The sequence below is a fragment of the [Clostridium] clostridioforme AGR2157 genome, from assembly GCF_000424325.1.
GTDB lineage: Bacteria > Bacillota > Clostridia > Lachnospirales > Lachnospiraceae > Enterocloster > Enterocloster clostridioformis_A.
Genome location: NZ_AUJR01000039.1, coordinates 16969 through 34589, shown reverse-complemented (window position 1 = coordinate 34589; position 17621 = coordinate 16969). Strand labels below are relative to the sequence as shown.

At 40.6% G+C, this 17621-nt stretch carries 18 protein-coding genes; 15 read left to right on the top strand and 3 right to left on the bottom strand.

Annotated features, from left to right (window positions below; genetic code table 11):
* Positions 1–15: 15 nt before the first annotated feature.
* The 3 genes from G614_RS33385 (at position 16) to G614_RS0116495 (ending at position 1630) form a co-directional block, all read left to right on the top strand.
* Positions 16–144: a hypothetical protein gene (locus G614_RS33385; protein ID WP_278245999.1), complete on the top strand. Its 129-nt coding sequence runs from the start codon at positions 16–18 to the stop codon at positions 142–144.
* Positions 145–630: 486 nt separating this feature from the next.
* The gene (locus tag G614_RS0116500; RefSeq protein WP_162142766.1) at positions 631–1035 is read left to right on the top strand and encodes a GNAT family N-acetyltransferase; all 405 of its coding nucleotides are present in this window, start codon (positions 631–633) and stop codon (positions 1033–1035) included.
* A 127-nt stretch (positions 1036–1162) separates the two neighbouring features.
* Positions 1163–1630, top strand: a complete 468-nt coding sequence (locus G614_RS0116495; protein WP_027642836.1) for a hypothetical protein — start codon at positions 1163–1165, stop codon at positions 1628–1630.
* Positions 1631–1732: 102 nt separating this feature from the next.
* On the opposite strand, the gene G614_RS0116490 is transcribed toward G614_RS0116495, so the two are convergent.
* Positions 1733–2893 carry a DNA-processing protein DprA gene (locus G614_RS0116490; protein ID WP_027642835.1) on the bottom strand — a complete coding sequence of 387 codons (1161 nt, stop codon included), beginning with the start codon at positions 2891–2893 and terminating at the stop codon, positions 1733–1735.
* Between the two features lie 28 nt (positions 2894–2921).
* The gene (locus G614_RS0116485; protein ID WP_027642834.1) at positions 2922–4130 is read right to left on the bottom strand and encodes a phosphoribosyltransferase; all 1209 of its coding nucleotides are present in this window, start codon (positions 4128–4130) and stop codon (positions 2922–2924) included.
* A gap of 194 nt (positions 4131–4324) precedes the next feature.
* Between G614_RS0116485 and G614_RS0116480 the strand changes: the two genes are divergently transcribed.
* Both G614_RS0116480 and G614_RS0116475 read left to right on the top strand, forming a co-directional pair.
* The gene (locus G614_RS0116480) at positions 4325–5434 is read left to right on the top strand and encodes a hypothetical protein (RefSeq protein WP_027642833.1); all 1110 of its coding nucleotides are present in this window, start codon (positions 4325–4327) and stop codon (positions 5432–5434) included.
* 40 nt (positions 5435–5474) lie between these two features.
* Complete coding sequence (locus G614_RS0116475; RefSeq protein WP_027642832.1) at positions 5475–6287, top strand: hypothetical protein; 813 nt, start codon at positions 5475–5477, stop codon at positions 6285–6287.
* Here G614_RS0116475 and G614_RS0116470 read toward each other — a convergent pair.
* A complete protein-coding gene (locus G614_RS0116470; protein WP_027642831.1) occupies positions 6284–6520 on the bottom strand; it encodes a helix-turn-helix domain-containing protein in 237 nt (78 codons plus the stop codon). The genes G614_RS0116475 and G614_RS0116470 overlap by 4 nt on opposite strands.
* A 118-nt stretch (positions 6521–6638) precedes the next feature.
* Between G614_RS0116470 and G614_RS0116465 the strand changes: the two genes are divergently transcribed.
* The 10 genes from G614_RS0116465 to G614_RS27725 all read left to right on the top strand — a co-directional run bounded on the left by G614_RS0116465 (position 6639) and on the right by G614_RS27725 (position 17512).
* Entirely contained in the window at positions 6639–7040 is a 402-nt protein-coding gene (locus G614_RS0116465; RefSeq protein ID WP_027642830.1) for a hypothetical protein, read from the top strand.
* A gap of 60 nt (positions 7041–7100) precedes the next feature.
* The gene (locus G614_RS0116460) at positions 7101–7418 is read left to right on the top strand and encodes a DUF5720 family protein (protein WP_027642829.1); all 318 of its coding nucleotides are present in this window, start codon (positions 7101–7103) and stop codon (positions 7416–7418) included.
* 110 nt (positions 7419–7528) lie between these two features.
* A complete protein-coding gene (locus G614_RS0116455; protein WP_027642828.1) occupies positions 7529–8437 on the top strand; it encodes a ParM/StbA family protein in 909 nt (302 codons plus the stop codon).
* Positions 8434–8709, top strand: coding sequence for a hypothetical protein (locus G614_RS34495; RefSeq protein ID WP_021651985.1), 276 nt, complete (start codon positions 8434–8436; stop codon positions 8707–8709). Before G614_RS0116455 ends, G614_RS34495 begins: the two co-directional genes overlap by 4 nt.
* 156 nt (positions 8710–8865) lie before the next feature.
* Positions 8866–9426, top strand: coding sequence for a hypothetical protein (locus G614_RS32185; RefSeq protein WP_027642827.1), 561 nt, complete (start codon positions 8866–8868; stop codon positions 9424–9426).
* Between the two features lie 80 nt (positions 9427–9506).
* Complete coding sequence (gene dcm / locus G614_RS0116440; RefSeq protein ID WP_420341527.1) at positions 9507–10796, top strand: DNA (cytosine-5-)-methyltransferase; 1290 nt, start codon at positions 9507–9509, stop codon at positions 10794–10796.
* Between the two features lie 6 nt (positions 10797–10802).
* On the top strand, positions 10803–11762 hold the full coding sequence (locus G614_RS0116435; protein ID WP_027642825.1) for an amidoligase family protein: 960 nt from the start codon (positions 10803–10805) through the stop codon (positions 11760–11762).
* A 9-nt stretch (positions 11763–11771) separates the two neighbouring features.
* Entirely contained in the window at positions 11772–12269 is a 498-nt protein-coding gene (locus G614_RS0116430) for a gamma-glutamylcyclotransferase family protein (RefSeq protein WP_027642824.1), read from the top strand.
* Between the two features lie 55 nt (positions 12270–12324).
* Entirely contained in the window at positions 12325–16710 is a 4386-nt protein-coding gene (locus G614_RS0116425; RefSeq protein WP_027642823.1) for a SpaA isopeptide-forming pilin-related protein, read from the top strand.
* Positions 16688–17512 (top strand): class B sortase, encoded by an 825-nt coding sequence (locus G614_RS27725; RefSeq protein WP_044918015.1) that lies wholly within the window; start codon positions 16688–16690, stop codon positions 17510–17512. Before G614_RS0116425 ends, G614_RS27725 begins: the two co-directional genes overlap by 23 nt.
* Positions 17513–17621 lie beyond the last annotated feature (109 nt).

The following is a 17621-nucleotide window of genomic DNA, read 5'->3' as shown; positions in this document are numbered from 1 at the left end:
ATAAGGAGGAGAGCGATGGAGTTAGGAAAGGAATTAAGGGAGTTCTGTAAGGATGAACAGGGAGTGGGGGTGATTGAGCTGGTGTTGGTATTGGTGGGAATATTAACCCCCTATTATGGGGTGGGTATAAGGTGTATAGAGTAAAAATATGTGGATAAATAGAACTGGATATACAGTGAAAGGTGGAAAGTGTGTATGAGGTCAGAGGAAAAAGCAACAAAAGAAGTTGTATTGATTAGATATTATAATGTATTGTTTTATTTGTTTTTTAGGTTAGGGATAGATGATTTCAAGATACAATGTTTGGTAAATAGGATTGATACAGGGGAAAGTGTAAGAATGAAACAAATACAGGAATGGTGTCATTGCCATAATATTCCATTTAAGACACAATTTATTTATAGAAAAGATTTCCCGTTTAAAGCTAATTTGTGGAATTTATATTCGTATTGTAAATTCAAATTAGAATTAATAACGAGATAGATTATTCAAAATAAATATAAAAAAATGCTTAAAATAGTTATGTTAGTACATTGGAATATTTCGGAACAAATCTTTTTATTTGAAGTAGGTCATGATACAATATGAAAATATTGTTTATAAAGAAAGAGTGGTATGATGTCTGGAAAAATGAAAGATATAAAGGTGAGAATTAATGTAGTAGGCATAAATAGAGGATGGGCTGAAGCAGTAGCGTATAAAGATTTTTTTCGAAAGAAGGAAATTGGAAGAATAGGAATGGCAGTAGAGGGCGAATACGAAATAAAATATTTTCGAGTAAGAGAGGCGGTAAGGCATCAAGGTATAGGTAAAAAGCTTATGGATAAAATGGTACAAGAAGTGATTAAAGATGGTGGTACAAGTTTAAGTGTATATCCACACTCTGAGCTATATGAGGGTGAAACGTATATTAAGAATGAATTATTATATAAGATTTACAAAGAATTGGGATTTGAGTTTGTAAAAAAGAATGTCGATATGAATAGTTCTAATAATAAAATGATAATGCCTCTGAGAGGAGTTCCCTTATGTTAATTATCAAAACTTTTAGAGTAAAAAAACAAAAATAAACTCTGGACAAAAGGTGAAAAGAGTGATAGTATATTCCTGAAAAAGAGATTAAAATAAAAAATAATCTCTGAATTACAAGGAGATATTCAAAATGAGAAAAAAAATTACAAAAAATTTTTTTGAGGCACTAACAGCGGTAGCATTAGAAACCAAAGGATATGAGGTGCAGATGGATAGTGAAGGGTATATCAGAGCTTATACAAATGATATTGAAATTCCTGATTTGCTTATTTATTCTGTAGGTCGTTGCTTATCTAATAAAAAAGAAAAAGAAACGACTATGATTTCCGCAAATGAACGTGCTGTGGAAAAATTAGAAAAAAGAACATCAGAAATCGCTGGAGATTTTATTCCGTGTATCGCATTTGGAGTAGGCAAATATGGCTATATGGATTCAGAGGTGTGTGTTGTTCCTACTTTTGTCTGGAATAATCAATCACAAAGAGGTTCTGTTTTTTCTTTGTCAAAAGGAAAATATTATTACAATTATGAAAAAGTGGATAATAAGGTTCCTCAGGGTGCGATATTGAGGACAAAATGGATAGCCAAAGATTTTTGAGAAAAGTTTCATATATCTGAAATGGCGATACGAAACAGGTGTATATAAATGAAAAGATTTTTAAACATATAATGTCTGCATAGCATAGAGAAAGAGAGGGCGTTAGCTCTCTTTCTCGCTTGGTGTATATGTTGAAATGATGCTTTCTATAAATAAATCAATTATTGTTTGGATAGGGTAACCGGTATTTTGAATGAAATCCAATAAATAGTTATTTAAATTAATTAGACAAGAACAATCGGAAGTATAATTTAAACCTATTTTTTCAAAAATAGATTTGATTATGAAATCGTCCTCTATACTAGCAATTAATGATTTCAAATATTGTTCTTTTATATATTTAGCATTCATTGAAGGTTGTTCAATATTATATCCAGCAGAAATAACAACATTTTGGTAATCTAATCCATTTTTTATTAGAGATCCAATGTTATTGTCTAATATATATTTTAATCCTGATTGAGTTTCTTTTGGAGTGTCTCCAGGATCGGGACAGAAAATAGGACAATTTTGCTTTTGGGCGAACTCAATTGTATGCATAGATCCGCTTTTTCTTTCGCATTCCATTGCCACAGTTACTTTGGAAAGTCCTACAATGAGACGATTTCTATTGATGAATCTAAACTTATCAGGTTTTGTCCCAACAGGGTATTCAGAAAGTAATGTTCCATTACATAGCAATATTTTTTCAGCCAATTTTCTATTAGAGGCAGGATAAATCATATCTAGACCATGGGCAAGAACAGCAATTGTTTTGCCTCCCTCAGTTAAACAAGATATATGTGCTAGTCGATCAACTCCAGCAGCTAAACCAGATATAATTGCAAATCCTTCATTTACCCATTGAGGTATTAAATAATTAATAGCATTAAAGCCAAACCGGGTAGGTTTTCTTGTTCCAATGCAAGCGATAGCCTTTTCGAAATTTCTATTAGGATTTGCACCCTTATAATATACAATAGCAGGAGGATTATCCATGCTCATAAGATTATGAGGATAATTAATTGTTGCATATAAGGCAGTATGGATTTCATTTTGCTTATTAATTTGTAAAATAGTTTCGGCTGCTTCTAATGCATTAAGAAGGGAAGAATGATCTTCAAAGATATTTTTGTATTCTAACCATTCTATATTAGTAAGAAAAATATCGGTATTCCCCTCAAATAAATGGATTATAAAATCAGAGTCATATTCAGTTATTGCTTTTAGAAGTAATTCATTTTTAATACCTAATTTATATAGAGCAATATAATATTTTTCCACAGTTAATACTTCCTATTCTAATATAATATTATGAATTAAAAATTTCATATAATTCTGACACTTCGTCTTTAGCCGTATCATTATAATTAAGAGATTTAATACTGGAATTAGTCATATTGTAAGTATAACCAACATTATAGACATCTCCGTTAATTGCATAATCTTTTTTTTGAAAAGGTTTTCCGAAGTTTCCTAAAGAAACAAAGATGATTTTATTAGCCCCTAACTGTTTCAGTAAATTTCGGACGGCGTTAAAAGAGTTTCCATGTGTCATATAGTCATCGAATATACAAACATTAAATTTTCCTGATTTCCGTAAAGTATTGATTTTATTTTTGAAATCAGGATTGATACATAGAGTTTTGAATTCTTCTACAGCGCCCATTATAACACGTTGCTCAGTCGAATATGATAAGTGGGCCTTCTGTTTTGGATTTTTTCTTAATAATAAGTTTTCGCCGTATGTTAGTTTGCGAGGAATATGTTTTCCTTTTATAATTCTTGTTTGACGCATAAAACTAAAGATATCTTTATTTAAAGAGCAATCAGAGGAAGGTATCATTCCAAATAATTCAATATCATCAAATAATTTACTATTCGTCATTCCCGCAAGAAAATGGTACAAGAGGATATCGTAGTAATTTCTACTTTGACCAAATTTTAATAATTGTTCAAAATGCTCTACCATGTCACGTTCATTTTCTGTCTTTGCTTTATATTTATATCTACCATCCATTAGTGACAAAGCAGTCACATTTGGTTCTATTTCTACTTGTGCATACCAGTTTTCGTGGTTATTTAGTGCGCGTATAAATTTGAAAAGTTGTTCTGGGGTATCAACATGTACACCGTAAAATTCAGCTTTTTCTTCTACGGGTATCCATGTAGGAACAATAAAAAGTGAGCGTGTATGTACAGCCATGTGAAAGTCTACTTCTTTACCGCCTATAAATACAAATAAATTATTATGATGACGATTTTGCATGACGAAGTCACGCGCCTTTTCACGTAACCGGAACTTGAAATTTGGATATCCTTTTTGAGGAGAAAAGTATTCTTTAGCAGAATCGAGTAATTTCTGGTCACGGCTAATAAAATAGATATGATTTTCCTCGTCTGAAGATAAATCATTTGCATAATTTAAAAATTGATTACGTGTTCTATGAAGAGCTGCATTATCATTTCCGTCAAAAGTTTTTTTTAATAAATCGAGATTACAAAACAGTATCTTTTCCATAGTGTTCCTCCGAGCAATAATAAGTAATTTTATATTATCATAAACAATGGGATTTGAAAATGGCAATTATGTAGATCACAGAGAAGCTTATATTTCTACTGGAAAAGAGGTACATATTTGTTTGAATTCAATTGTTAGGAAATTTGAACTATAGTATAATTGGTTTAATAAGTTTAAAATTGGAAGAGGGAAAAATGAACGAAGTTAGAATACCAAATAATAAAGAAATAAGCATTGTTAAATCAAAGATCAATCAAAGATTTAATAATCAGCGAGATCAAATAAGCTGTGCCTTATGTGGAAAGGAATTAAAGAATCAATCTAGATCTTTTCATAAATCACATACAGTGCCATTTTTTTGTCTTGAAAATATAAAGGGACTTTATAAAAAAAATTATAATGTTTTGAAAGCGGAATATATAGGTTTAAGGACCCCTTTCTCTGATAAAGAATATGTCGGAACGAATAAAGCAGGTGTATTTTATTCAATATGTTCAAAATGTGATCAAGAAAAGTTTAATATTTATGAAAGTGAAAAAGCACTATTAACTATGAAACCGGAAGAGATAGTGGATTCTTTGGCGCTAAAAATATACTTGAATGAACTTTTTAATTCAAGATTGAGAAGTTTCAAAAATACTTTAAATCATTCAGAGTTAACAGATGATCAGATAATAGTTTCTTTTTTTGATAGTATTGGGAATACAGAGGAACCAACCGTTGAAGTTGATATAAGAGATTTTCAAGAAAATTTAGATTTTGCTAAAAGAAGTTTTGAGAACGGATATGGAAATTATAAAATTATTTATCATAATATTTTAGATTATACGGTGCCCATTGCTGCACAGGTTTCAATACCTATATCGCATAATGTTGATTTTACGAAGTTGCAAAATGTGAATGTATTAAATCATAAAACACTGGAAGATTTGTTGATATGTATTTTCCCATTGAAAAAGAAATCAGTAATTACTGTTTTTTATAAAACAGGTGATCGACTAATGAAAAAATATGCTAAGCAATTCCAAAAATTAAGCGAAGAAGAAAAACTAAGGGAAATATTTTATTTGCTGATTAGATACAAAGCATCAAATTACTTTTTCTCACCTTTAATAAAGGACGTTTTGATGGATGAAAATATTAGAGGTGTGTGTAGTATTGAAGATACAGCTGTTAAAATGGGAAATTTTACTATGAATTTAGCGGATTTTGAAAATCAAAATTGGAAACAGAATCTACCTTCAATATTATCAGAAGAATATTCTGTTCAACAATTATTGCAGAAGAAATCTTCAGGAAAATAATATTTTAATATGAATTAAAAGCGAATGGAGATAATAATATATGTGTTACTGCAAGCATAAAAAATATGCTAGAAGCAAAAAGGAAATGATAGCATGGGAAAAAGGATGCTCTGAATATTTGAAAAGCGAAAACGCTTGGAAGTATAGTTTTGATTCAGAATATTCAATGGTAGATTGTGAACAGTCAGTTCTTTCACAACTAATATTTATTAGATTATTTGGAAAAATAATTAAATTCACAAATATAGAAATGGTGGAAGGCGGAAGAGCAATTAGTATTGAAGATAAAAATATAAAAAAAGACTTTTTGTTTGATATTATGCATAACCCTAAAAGTTGTCAACCTCATGAGCAAGCACAGCTTTATGCTTATGGTAAACTGGGATTTGAAAAAATATATCATACAATTGGCAATATGGCTCCAGTACCTAAGACAATAGTTTCAAAAAATTATGGCCCTAATTTACAGCATATTCATAAAGATTTAAATGAACTATGGCCTTGGTTTTTAAAATTTTTACAAGATAATTGGAAAGAGTTTCCCACGGAAATAGATAAGCTAATGTCTTTTAGAGAATATATGACCTATACTTGTCAACAAATATATTTTACTAGGATATTTGATAAAGTATATAAACTATATATTGAGGGAAGGAATTGGGAAGAACTAATTCATGAGTTAGATAGGGAAAAAATTGAAAAAACCGATACGTTGATATCATTCAATAAGTTGTTTGAGAATAAAGAAAGTATTTTAGAAATGGATAAACGAATAAAGTTTCTTATTGAATTGCGTGGAAAATATATTATTCATTTACTAAATGATGATAAAAAAATTGATTTTAAGAATTAGAGAAGTCCGGAAAAGAACGCATTGATATCGGTGTGGAAGATTTTAGCAAGGGCAACAAGTTCCGATACCTTGATGTTCATGCGGTTGGTTTCCAGCTTGGCATAGGTACTTTTGGACATGGAAATTCCCATCAGGTTCAATTTTGCAATGACCTGATCCTGGGTCAGTTTATTCGCATAACGGATGGATTGTATATTTTTACCGATATCCATATCTGGTCTGATTTTTTGCATGTTGAAGTCCTTTCATTCTTATAATGTTTCGTAATAAAGAAATTTTATATTGATTTTACTGTTTTCACTTTTTATAATGTTTCGTGATAAGGAATTATTTACAAGAAGGGTGATGGGTATGCACCAAAAGGATATGGAACGGTTTGCTTTCCTGTTTTTATGTGGGAAGCGTGACAGGGAAATCTTATTGGGAAAAGAAAAGATGACGTTTTCAGATTTAGACAGGCTGACGTATGTGACAGATTTTTTAGGGCTAAACTTGTATAACCTGGAAATCTGGAATAAGTATGCAGGACAGTTTGGCGAACAGTTTCGGCAGTTGGAATTGTTATATGATGAGACTTGCAGCATCGTGTCCTGGGAGTCGACAGAAGCAGATGAGCATCTGCATGAGCGATGGATCCGTGAATTTTGCATCCAGGTACCGGATAAGGAAATTCGGAAACAGCTGGAACAAATTATAAAACAACAATATCAGGAACAAGGGATGGTAGATCCCACAGAGACAGACATCGTGTAGGTGCCTGTCTTTTTTTCACAGAAAATTAGGAAAAGATTTTGAAGGGAGGTGATAGGAAACGTGAGTATCAGTATCCATGAGTTACTGGCAGTAGCCAGGGAATCGGAAGGTGTGAAGGCAGTTAAGGGTGACGCCATACTATGTGAGAAACGCTTTGCAACGGATACCCGATATATGGTGGAGTTTTTGTTGTTGGAGCAAAAGGAATGGTTCGGGAAAAAGGGAGAGTATCATCGCTATTTCCTGACAAAGGAAGCGTACCGTGAACTGATCGATCTGCAGAATCAGGGAGTCCTGCGATTTCAAAAGCAGGCGCTTGTTTTAGAGGGAACGCTGCATTATCTTCCAGCCCTGGCATTTGTCCGGGACCGGGAGTAGGAAGCTTAACAGGCTGGAAAAGAAAAAGTCTTTGCAGGAGCATGGCTCCGAGTCCGGGAGCTCTTTTACCGGAAATTTTTATAGAACGAGAAAGAAGGGAGTGGTAAGCGATGATCATTGGAATCGACCACGGATATTATGCCATTAAAACAAAACAGGTGTGTTTTCCAACAGGGTTGATGCGATACACCTATGAACCTTATACCATGCAGAATGTTCTCCAATACGGCGGTGCTTATTATGTGTGTGGGACAGGGCGGCAGACTTTAGTGAAGGACAAGACTGCCAATGATAATTATTATCTTTTGACGTTGGCTGCACTGGCACAGGAGATTCGGAAGCGAAAAGGGGAGAGAACTGCCAAGGTTGTTCTTGCAGCCGGACTTCCCCTTACCGGATTTGGAAGGGAAAAACAGAAATTTAAGGAATATCTGTTTCGGAAGGAACAGCCTGTCCGCTTTTTTTACGAAGGGGAACGCTATGAAATCCAGATTGAGGATGTGAAACTGTTCCCACAGGGGTACTCAGCACTAGCTCTTTATCCGGAATACTTAAAAGATGAACCCTCTGTGCTTCTTGTGGATATCGGAGGCTGGACGGTAGATTTGATGCGTCTTGATAATGCGGTTCCCAATGCAGCTACTTGCCGCAGTCTGGAACTTGGTGTCATCCGTTGTATGGATGAGATTTTAGAACAGGTGCGCAGAAACACCGGGCTGTCCGTAACGGAGATACAGATCGAGCGTGTTTTGAATGGAAAGCCCTGTAGTATGCCTGCAGAAGTCGTGTCTTTGATCGAGAAACAGGGCAGGCTTTACATTGAAAAAATACTGTCTGCGATCACCGAGGCAGGCTTTGATCTGCGGGCAGTCCCATCTGTTTTCATGGGAGGCGGAGCTTCCATTTTCCAGCACCGTGTAAGCCCCCAGGACCGCCTGTGTCGTCCGATTTACCTCACAGACGTCCATGCCAACGCAGCCGGATATGAACGGATTGTGGGGCAGATGAGGACACTGTGAGCCGCCCGGTCTTTTCCTTTCGCCCAAACCTTAAGAACCCGGAGCATGAAAAAGCGTGGCAGATTTTAATGGAAGTTCCAAAAGGACAGAGGAATCAGTATCTGGTGGATGTGATTTTGGAAAAAGAAGAGCGGGAAACTTTGCGGAAACTGATTCAGGAGACGGTTCGGGAAGAATTGAAAAGTGGCAGTATGGAACGATTGCCAGCATGTGAAAAGGAAGAAATTCCAGATCAGATGCTGGATTTTTTATTTCAGATGGAACAGGAGTAAAGGGGGTGAGGCCTATGGACAAGGAAAGTATGGCATTGTTGGATATGCTTGGGTTTTACATGCATTTGACATGGATTCTTTAGTGGGTATTGTGAATAGCTTTCTTTCAAACTTTGGAGTATGTTGTGTATAACAAAACGAAAGGGGAAAACGCTTATGGCAGAGATGAAGAACATATGCGGAAAGATCCCGGTGGAATTACATGAGAAGGTACGAGCCGAGATCGAAGAGAAGGAAACAAGTACACAGATATTCATCCGGCAGGTGATTGAAGAACACTTTAACAGACTGGAAGGAAAAGGAGAAGAGAGCATGGAAAAAAGAACATTAGCAGTACAGGTCACAGAGGAATTATTCCAGAGAGTCAAATGGGTAGTTGCGAAGGAAGGCATCAAACAGAAAGATTTTATTATCCGCATCATCGAGAAAGCGGTGGAAGAGGTAGAAGCCAAATGGCAGGAGCTAGAGCAGCCGGAAGAAACCGCAGAAACAGACAGAATGGAAGAGGCGGAAGAGTCTATAGAAGAGACTGATGAGGAAGAGATTACCGAAGAGGAAATCGAAGAGATGGAAGATGTGGAGGAAGAACCAGATGATGAGAACTTCGAAGAATCCACAGAACTGGAAGAGGAAGAAGCGGATACAGAATTTTTTGAAGATGCAGATGAAGAAGAGGAACTTCCAGAAGTCGAGGAAGAAACCGGAGAAATCGTATAATGCCAAAGAAATAGAACTATAAAACTTGCAGGCGGTGTGGAAAAGAAACCATGCCGCCTGCTTTTTCTCAGCAAAGGAGGTTGATAGCCGCAACCATTCGATTTTTTGATTTATTCAGCGGGATCGGGGGATTCCGGGAAGGGTTAAGACGTGCAGGCGGTTTTACCTGTGTGGGACACTGCGAGGTGGATGCTTATGCGGATAAGAACTACCGATTGCTGTTCGACACAGAAGGGGAGTGGTTTTGCAATGACGCAAGAACAATCGAAATTGAACGAATGCCAGACTTTGATCTTTTGTGTGCAGGATTTCCTTGCCAGGCATTCTCTATCGCCGGAAAGAGGGGAGGATTTGCAGATGCCAGAGGAACTCTGTTCTTTGAGATTGCCAGACTGGTTGCAGACAAGCGACCTGCGTATTTCATCCTTGAAAATGTTCCCGGACTGCTTTCGCATGACAAAGGCAGGACGTTTCACACCATCCTCAGTACGTTATCTGAGCTGGGGTACGGTGTGGAATGGAAAGTGCTTAACAGCAAGGATTTTGGAGTCCCCCAATCCAGAAAACGGGTGTATCTTGTCGGATATCTTGATCGAAGATGTGCCGGAAAAATATTACCTTTCCCAGCAGCAAATGGAACGTCTCTTATACAAATCCGAACAGGCAGCCAAGGGAAAAGAGTGTACAGTCCGGAAGGATTAAGCTGTACTTTGACATCGCTGGCAGGCGGTATGGGTGGAAAAACTGGATTGTATGAGATGGGTGTTCCCATCAAGGAGAATACCAAGCAGGGATATAAGATGGCGTATCCGGGAGATAGCATTGACTTAGGATATGCAGGCATGAATACCAGAAGAGGGCGTGTGGGGCATCAGATTGCCCATACCCTTACCACAGGAATCCAGCAGGGAACGCTTCATTTTGTGGATCTGTCTGTGCCGCCTCTTGTCACAGAGCAGTGCAGGTGTCTGAATACCAGACAGTCCGGCATCCATAATCATAAAGGGGAATGCTCCGGTGTCTTAAAAGAGGAAGGTGCCAGGGCAGTGCTGACTCCGGGAAGGGAAGAAACCCGGCAGAATGGCCGGAGGATGAAGGAGCCGGAAGAGCCGATGTTCACCATTACTGCCACAGACCGGCATGGAGTTGCCTATCGGGGCAGAATCCGGAGGCTGGTGCCGAGGGAGTGTCTGCGGCTGCAGGGTTTTTATGACTGGCAGATTGACCGCATAGAACAGGATACTTCGGACAGCCAGCTTTATAAACAGGCCGGAAATGGAGTGACCGTCAACGTGATCGAAGCCATCGGAACGCTTCTTCGGCAGGCAGATGAAGAAATCCGGGCAGAGGATGAAAAGACAAAGAGGTAAGGCAGTATGGCAATTGGAATTCAGGATCAGTATTTCGGCACAGAGATTGAGATGACAGGCATTACCAGGCAGAGGGCTGCGGAGGTAGTCGCGGAGATGTTTGGAACACGGGCAGTTTGTGATGGTGGGTATTATGGCGTCTGGTCTGTGACAGATCAGGAAGGGAAGAAGTGGAAGTTTATGTATGATGGCAGTATCTATACGGAACGCAGGGAGCGTGGACGCATGGTTCGTGCCGGAAGTGAATACAGTACCGAAATGGTCAGTCCCAAACTTTCCTATAGAGAGATGGGGAAGCTGCAGGAAGTAGTGAGGTGTTTGAGACACCATGGGGCAAAGGTAAATGAGTCCTGCGGGCAGCATGTTCATGTGGACGCTTCCAACCACACCCCAAGAAGCCTCAAAAATGCTATGACTATCATGTATTCCAAAGAGGATATTCTGTTTAAGGCATTGAAAGTGCAGACTTCCAGAGAAAGCAACTATTGTCAGAAAGTGCGTCCAATTGTGTTAGAAAAAATCCGCAGAATGCCAAACAACACCATTTCCATGGAAAAACTGAAACAGATCTGGTATGGAGGCAGGGATGGAAGTCATAATCATTATGACAGTAGCCGATATTATGCCTTAAATCTTCATGCGGTGTTTTCGAAGGGAACGCTGGAATGGCGGTGTTTTGAAAGCACTCTCCATGCAGGAAAAGTACGGGCAAATATCACGCTGGCTCTTGCCATTTCCGCTCAGGCCATCAATCAGAAATGTACCCAGATGCGGAAAACAGAGATTACCGAGAATCCTGCGTTTACATTCCGTACCTTTTTACTGCGGTTGGGGCTTATCGGACCGGAATATAAAAATGTCCGGGAACATCTGCTTGCCAACCTGGAAGGGGATCGGGCGTGGAGATATGACCGCAGTCAGTATGAATGTTTGAATAGAAATCATCGGGCAGAGGATGTCCGATAGGAGGTAGAGATGAAAGAAACATATTATTTTGCCTATGGCAGTAACATGAACTTAGACCAGATGGCCTACCGCTGTCCGGCAGCTTCCGTAGTGGAGAATGTCTGGCTGGATGGATACCGCCTGACCTTTTGTGGCAGAGGGAAGGGAAGCGGTGTTGCCACCATTTTGCCGGAAGAGGGCAGCCAAGTGGAAGGGGTGCTTTGGAAGATCACACCGGAGTGTGAAAAAAGCCTGGACTTTTATGAAGGATATCCCCATCTGTATGGGAAGGAGCCTGTTCTTGTTCAGGGAAAGGATGGTGTGAAGCGGGAAGTCATGGCATATACCATGAATGCCCCCTATAAGGATCAGCCTGCCATCCCCTCGGATCTTTATTTTATGGGGATCGTGGAAGGCTGCCATCAGAATGGGATTTCCAGCCGATCTATAACCGATGCGCTAAAGCGTACAAGACAGGAAGTAGGCAGAGAGAAACCCAGTCACAAGAAAACAGAAGTCAGCAGATAACAAAGCCGCAGGGGAAAGTCTCTGCGGTATTTTTAACGAAAAAAAGGAGAGTGCAATGAAGAGCAGGAATATCAAAACAAGACTTGTAGCCTTCGGGCTTGCACTGCTCATGGGTCTTAGTCCGCTTGGGAACTTAGCGGATGTCCATGCGGCAGAAACAAAAAATCCGTCAGAGCTAGTGACGGAGAACGCAGAAATATCTGAAACGGAACAGACAGAGAAAGTTTCAGAAGCTGCGAAACATATGGTAACAGCAGAAGATATCACGAAAGACATTTCCGACAAGGATTTTATGGCAGAGACTTGTATGGAAGGCATCCATTACAATTCAGAACAAGAGGATGTTACCTTGGAACGTATCGAAGCGGAAGATGGAGGGAGCTACCACCCTGACCAGGCAGGCACTTATATTGCAACCTACTGGGTTGTGCCAAAGGATGCGCGTGACAGCTATTCTGTGAGCAGAAAGATCATCCTGACGGATACGGAAGGGCAGGCGCATACAGAAGAAAATGGCGGTCAGAAACAGAAGGAGGATACGAATTCCGAAGAAGATTCGGAGACGCCTGTGCAGGAGATCCCGGATGTGGAAGTGACGGTATCCGGGGAAGATGCACAGGCAGCAAGGGAATTGGAAGAAAAGATTGAGGATGGGGAAGTGATGATGCTTTCCGGTGCGGAAAACACTTTCCGAGCAAGGGAAACCGTACATCTGGAAAAAGGGGAGACTATTTACTATCCAAGTTATATTGGAAATTACTTAACCTGCTGGTTTACGGTCAATGGAAAGATTGCTTACTGTCTGGAATCCCATCGTTCTTCACCGCCCAGTGGAGACTATGTGGCACAGGTACTGGACAGCAATAAGAACTTGCAGAAGGTGCTGTATTATGGTTATGGCGGCGCCGGGGATATTACAGGCAGTTATCTGTCCGGGAAAAGTGCAGAAGAGAAATATGTATATACCCACATCGCAGCCAGCTATGCCTATGCAGGTGAGGCGGGATTTACAGGATGTAAGTATGAAGATCTGGTAAACGCAGGCGTGATCGCCTATATTGATCACCTGTTTGCCATGGAAGAACCTCCGAAGGGGGAAATCTCCCTTTCCAAGACTTCTGTAAAAGCAGTCCGAAATGGAAACGTACAGAAAACACCAGATATCACATTGTCCGGGGATCATCGAAACTACATTTCGGTCAATGTACCAAAAGACATTACCATTTATAACAAGACAAAGGGAACTTCCGCAGAGAATGGTGCGCTGAAGATTTATGGCGGGGATACCTTTTATCTGACTGCCCCAATGCTTCATACCGGAAAATATTCCTCCGGGGAGCTGCGTGGCTCTGTAGGGGAAACCTGGAGAACGCTGGTATTATCCACAGGAAACAGCAATCAGGACATTGGAGTCTTTGAATCGGAGAAAGCCAATCCGGTAAGTTTTACGGTAGACTGGCTGGAGATGACAAGGATCGAGCTTTTCAAACAGGATGCGGATACCAAGAATCCTTTAGACGGTGCAGTATATGGCATTTATACAGACAGCAAGTGTGAGCATCTTTTGATGGAAATGCCAGACACCGGGGAAGAGGGAAAGGCAGTGAGTGATTATTTTGAGGCAGCCATTAAAACCGTATATGTGAAGGAAATCAAGGCTCCGGACAAGTATGCACAGAGTGATGTGATCCATAAGGTGGATGTGGAAGCCGGAAAGACGGTTACAATCACTGCAACCGATGAGAGGGTACGAGGCGCTGTCCATATCAGAAAGATTGATAAGGAGACGCAGGACTTTCTCCCACAGGGAGACAGCTCCCTTGCAGGAGCCGTGTATGGTCTGTATGCCAGAGAGGATATTGTCCACCCAGATGGAAAGACGGGTGTGTTGTTTAAAAAAGACAGTCTCATCGCACAGGGCGTGATTAAGGAAGATGGCACTTTAGATTTTTCTGAACTGTATCTGGGGAAAATGTATGTGAAAGAGATTACTCCGCCGGAAGGTTATACGGTAGATCCTACAGAATATGACGTGGACCTTACCTATGAAAGTCAGAAAGTAGCAGAGGTAACCAGAGATCTGACTGTACAGGAGCAGGTGAAGAAACAGGCGTTCCAGCTCATCAAGATCAGCGAAGATGGAGACCAGACAGAAACAGAGCTTGTGGAAGGTGCAGGATTTAAAGTGTATTTAGTCAGCAACCTGTCGAAAGTAAAGAGCGGGGAACTACAGCCATCCCATGGAGATCAGTTTACTGCGGAAGATTTCCGTGGGTATGATTTTAGCAAAGAAGAGGTGGCAGTGACCTATGTGGATGGCAAGGCTGTCCCGGTGCCGGAACTTCTTACCGATAAAAAGGGATATGCCCTTAGCCCGGAACTTCCGTATGGTCTTTATGTAGTAGAGGAAAGCACCGTACCGGAGAATTTGAAAGCCATCGATCCGTTTTTGGTGAAGGTAGACGAGGACAGCAGAGAGCCGATGGTGTGGCGTGTGTTCGATGACCGTCCGTTTGAATTTTTATTAAAGATTGTGAAAAAGGATGCACAGACAGGAAATCCGGTTTTAAAAGCAGGCGCTTCCTATAAAATCTTTGATATGGAAAAAGAGGAATATGTAGAGCAGACGGTATTCTATCCGAAGAAAGAAACGATTAGCATTTTCAAGACCAATGAGGAAGGCTATCTGGTCACACCGGAAGAAGTGAAATGTTCTACCTATCGGATTGAAGAAGTGAAAGCGCCGGAAGGATTTGTAAGACAGGGGTATGAAATGTCCTTGTATGAAGGGCAAACGGTGATTTCTCCACTAGAAGTGACCGAAAAAGGCAATTACAAAGAAAATGCCAAAGAGGGAATCGTGATTACCGTTTCTTCGGATACTGCCCATCAGATCGATCCGGATACCGGAGCAGTCATTGTGGAAGTCGAGCAGCCAAACGATGAGCAGGTGGGAAGCCTGACATTAACGAAAACCGGGGAACAGCCAGTAGAGGTGAAGGGAGATTCCCTGCTTGCAAAGGCAAAAAGATTGGCTGGAAAGATCAAAGATGCAGTGACCGGAGGGGATACCGATACTGGGGTGTTCCATGACTTTGTATATGAAGAATCCGGTGTGGAAGGGGCAACTTTTGAATTGTATGCCAAGGATACCATTTACTCTCCGGATGGTGCGAAAGATGAACAGGGCAATCCGGTCATCCGCTATGAAAAAGATGATCTGGTAGCAACCCTGGTGACAGATAAAGAAGGAAAAGCAGTGGTGAACAATCTTCCACTAGGTTCTTATTATCTGAAAGAAACGGTGGCAGGCGACCATTTCGTATTGAACCCGGAACAGAAGGAATTTACCCTGACTGCAAAGGATGATACGCAGGCTGTGGTTTATGAAGGCGTTGCCTATAAAAATGAAAGACAGAAGATTTCCATTTCTGTAGAGAAAAAAGATGCAGTTACAGAAGAAAAACTGGAAGGCGTGATTTTCGGACTGTATGCAAGAGAGGATATCTTGTCCCAGCAGGGTGAAGTCTTGGTGGAAAAAGATACGCTGTTGGAGAAGAAAGCAACGGATGAGAACGGGCAGCTTACCTTTGACTGCGACCTGTATCATGGAAAATATTATGTAAAAGAGGAAGTGAGAAAGCCAGGATATCTTCCAAATGAGGAAGTCTGGGAAATCGATGCATCTTACGAGGACCAGAACCTTGCTGAAATCCAGCTGACCAAAGAGGTGGAAAACCAGCCAACGGAGAGCCAGTTTACAAAAACGGATGCTACAACTGGGGAAGAACTGGAAGGAGCAAAACTGCAGATCATCGATAAGGATGGCAACATTGTGGAAGAGTGGATCAGTACGAAAGAACCCCATGTAGTGTATGGTTTGTCAGAGGGAACTTACATTCTTCATGAAGAACTGCCGCCTTACGCAGAGGGTTATGTATCTGCAGAAGATATTGAGTTTGAAGTAAAAGAAGATGGAAGTGTAACGAAAGTAGAGATGAAAGATACCTATTCCAAGGTGGAAATCTCCAAGACAGATATCACGACAGGAGAAGAACTGGAAGGAGCGAAACTGCAGATCTTAAATAAAGATGGTGAGATTCTGGAAGAGTGGGTAACAGAAGGAAAACCGCATCTGGTAGAGAAGCTCCCGGTAGGAGAAGAATTGATCCTGCGTGAAATCACAGCCCCGGAAGGGTATGAGATTGCAGAAGATGTGAAGTTTACATTGGAAGATACCATGGAGGTTCAGAAGGTGGAAATGAAGGATGCAAGGACACCGGAAACTCCGGGTGTGCCGCAGACTGGAGACAACCGCTGGAAACCAATCCTCCTGTTTGCTCTTCTGGGAGCATCAGCAATCGGACTTATAGCAACTCTGATTTATAAGAAGAAACATGGGAAAATAGAAAAAACAGATGAAGCGAAAAAAGAAGAGTAGTCTGTGGATGTTGCAGGTGATGTTGTGTGTCATCTGCATAATGAGTGTAGCGTTGCTTTGTTATGACTTTGTTATCATCCCCCGGCAGAACCGGGAACTGGTGGAGGACTTAAAATCCCACTTCCCGGAGGAATTTCCTCCGGGCGGGGGTTCTCCAACACAAAAAGAGGAACAGGCTGGAAGAAAACCGGAAGTGTCTGCCGTTGACCTCCGCTCCCTCCAGAGTCAGTATCCGGATGTTCGGGGTTGGCTTACGATCCCAGAGAGTGGCATCGATTATCCGGTACTGCAGAGCAGCCCGGAAGAACCGGAGTATTATCTGCGGAGGGATTACGGGGGAAGCTACGACATCAATGGAAGTTTGTTCCTCCAGGCAGACTGTATTCTGGGAGAATCCGGGAATCTGACCATCTACGGACACAACATGAACAGCGGGGCAATGTTTGGGAATCTGGATCAGTACGCCTCCTATGATTACTGGAAAGCACATCCCAGGGTGTTCTTTCAGACACCGGAAGGGATGGAGGAGTACCGGATAGCGGCAGTTTTGAAAGTCGATGTGTCCATGTTCGACTTCCAGAGGACATCTTTTCAGAGTCCACAGGAATTGGAGGCTTATGTACAGCAGGCAAAAGAGCTGTCGCTGTTTGAAACAGGGGTAGATGGCATAGGTTGTGAGGAAACTCTGACGCTGGTGACTTGTTCTTATGAGTGGAAGCAAGCCCGGAATATCCTTGTGGCAGTAAAAATGGGGACTTTCTTCCAGTCTCTGGATATCTCCAGTACTCTTTGGAGTCAGTAATGTCAGAAAGTGTTCAAAAGTACCCCAAAAGTGCAGAATGTGAGACAAACTATAAGTGGGAAGTGGAGCTCTGACACAAAAAGTGTTCAAAATTAAGGGGCCGCAACAG

What these genes read in the sequence shown, in the direction of transcription:
- G614_RS33385 (WP_278245999.1), top strand. Translation starts at nt 16, where the DNA reads ATGGAGTTAGGAAAGGAATTAAGGGAGTTCTGTAAGGATGAACAGGGA.
- G614_RS0116500 (WP_162142766.1), top strand. Translation starts at nt 631, where the DNA reads ATGAAAGATATAAAGGTGAGAATTAATGTAGTAGGCATAAATAGAGGA.
- G614_RS0116495 (WP_027642836.1), top strand. Translation starts at nt 1,163, where the DNA reads ATGAGAAAAAAAATTACAAAAAATTTTTTTGAGGCACTAACAGCGGTA.
- G614_RS0116485 (WP_027642834.1), bottom strand. Translation starts at nt 4,130, where the DNA reads ATGGAAAAGATACTGTTTTGTAATCTCGATTTATTAAAAAAAACTTTT.
- G614_RS0116480 (WP_027642833.1), top strand. Translation starts at nt 4,325, where the DNA reads ATGAACGAAGTTAGAATACCAAATAATAAAGAAATAAGCATTGTTAAA.
- G614_RS0116475 (WP_027642832.1), top strand. Translation starts at nt 5,475, where the DNA reads ATGTGTTACTGCAAGCATAAAAAATATGCTAGAAGCAAAAAGGAAATG.
- G614_RS0116470 (WP_027642831.1), bottom strand. Translation starts at nt 6,520, where the DNA reads ATGCAAAAAATCAGACCAGATATGGATATCGGTAAAAATATACAATCC.
- G614_RS0116465 (WP_027642830.1), top strand. Translation starts at nt 6,639, where the DNA reads ATGCACCAAAAGGATATGGAACGGTTTGCTTTCCTGTTTTTATGTGGG.
- G614_RS0116455 (WP_027642828.1), top strand. Translation starts at nt 7,529, where the DNA reads ATGATCATTGGAATCGACCACGGATATTATGCCATTAAAACAAAACAG.
- G614_RS32185 (WP_027642827.1), top strand. Translation starts at nt 8,866, where the DNA reads ATGGCAGAGATGAAGAACATATGCGGAAAGATCCCGGTGGAATTACAT.
- G614_RS0116435 (WP_027642825.1), top strand. Translation starts at nt 10,803, where the DNA reads ATGGCAATTGGAATTCAGGATCAGTATTTCGGCACAGAGATTGAGATG.
- G614_RS0116430 (WP_027642824.1), top strand. Translation starts at nt 11,772, where the DNA reads ATGAAAGAAACATATTATTTTGCCTATGGCAGTAACATGAACTTAGAC.
- G614_RS0116425 (WP_027642823.1), top strand. Translation starts at nt 12,325, where the DNA reads ATGAAGAGCAGGAATATCAAAACAAGACTTGTAGCCTTCGGGCTTGCA.
- G614_RS27725 (WP_044918015.1), top strand. Translation starts at nt 16,688, where the DNA reads ATGAAGCGAAAAAAGAAGAGTAGTCTGTGGATGTTGCAGGTGATGTTG.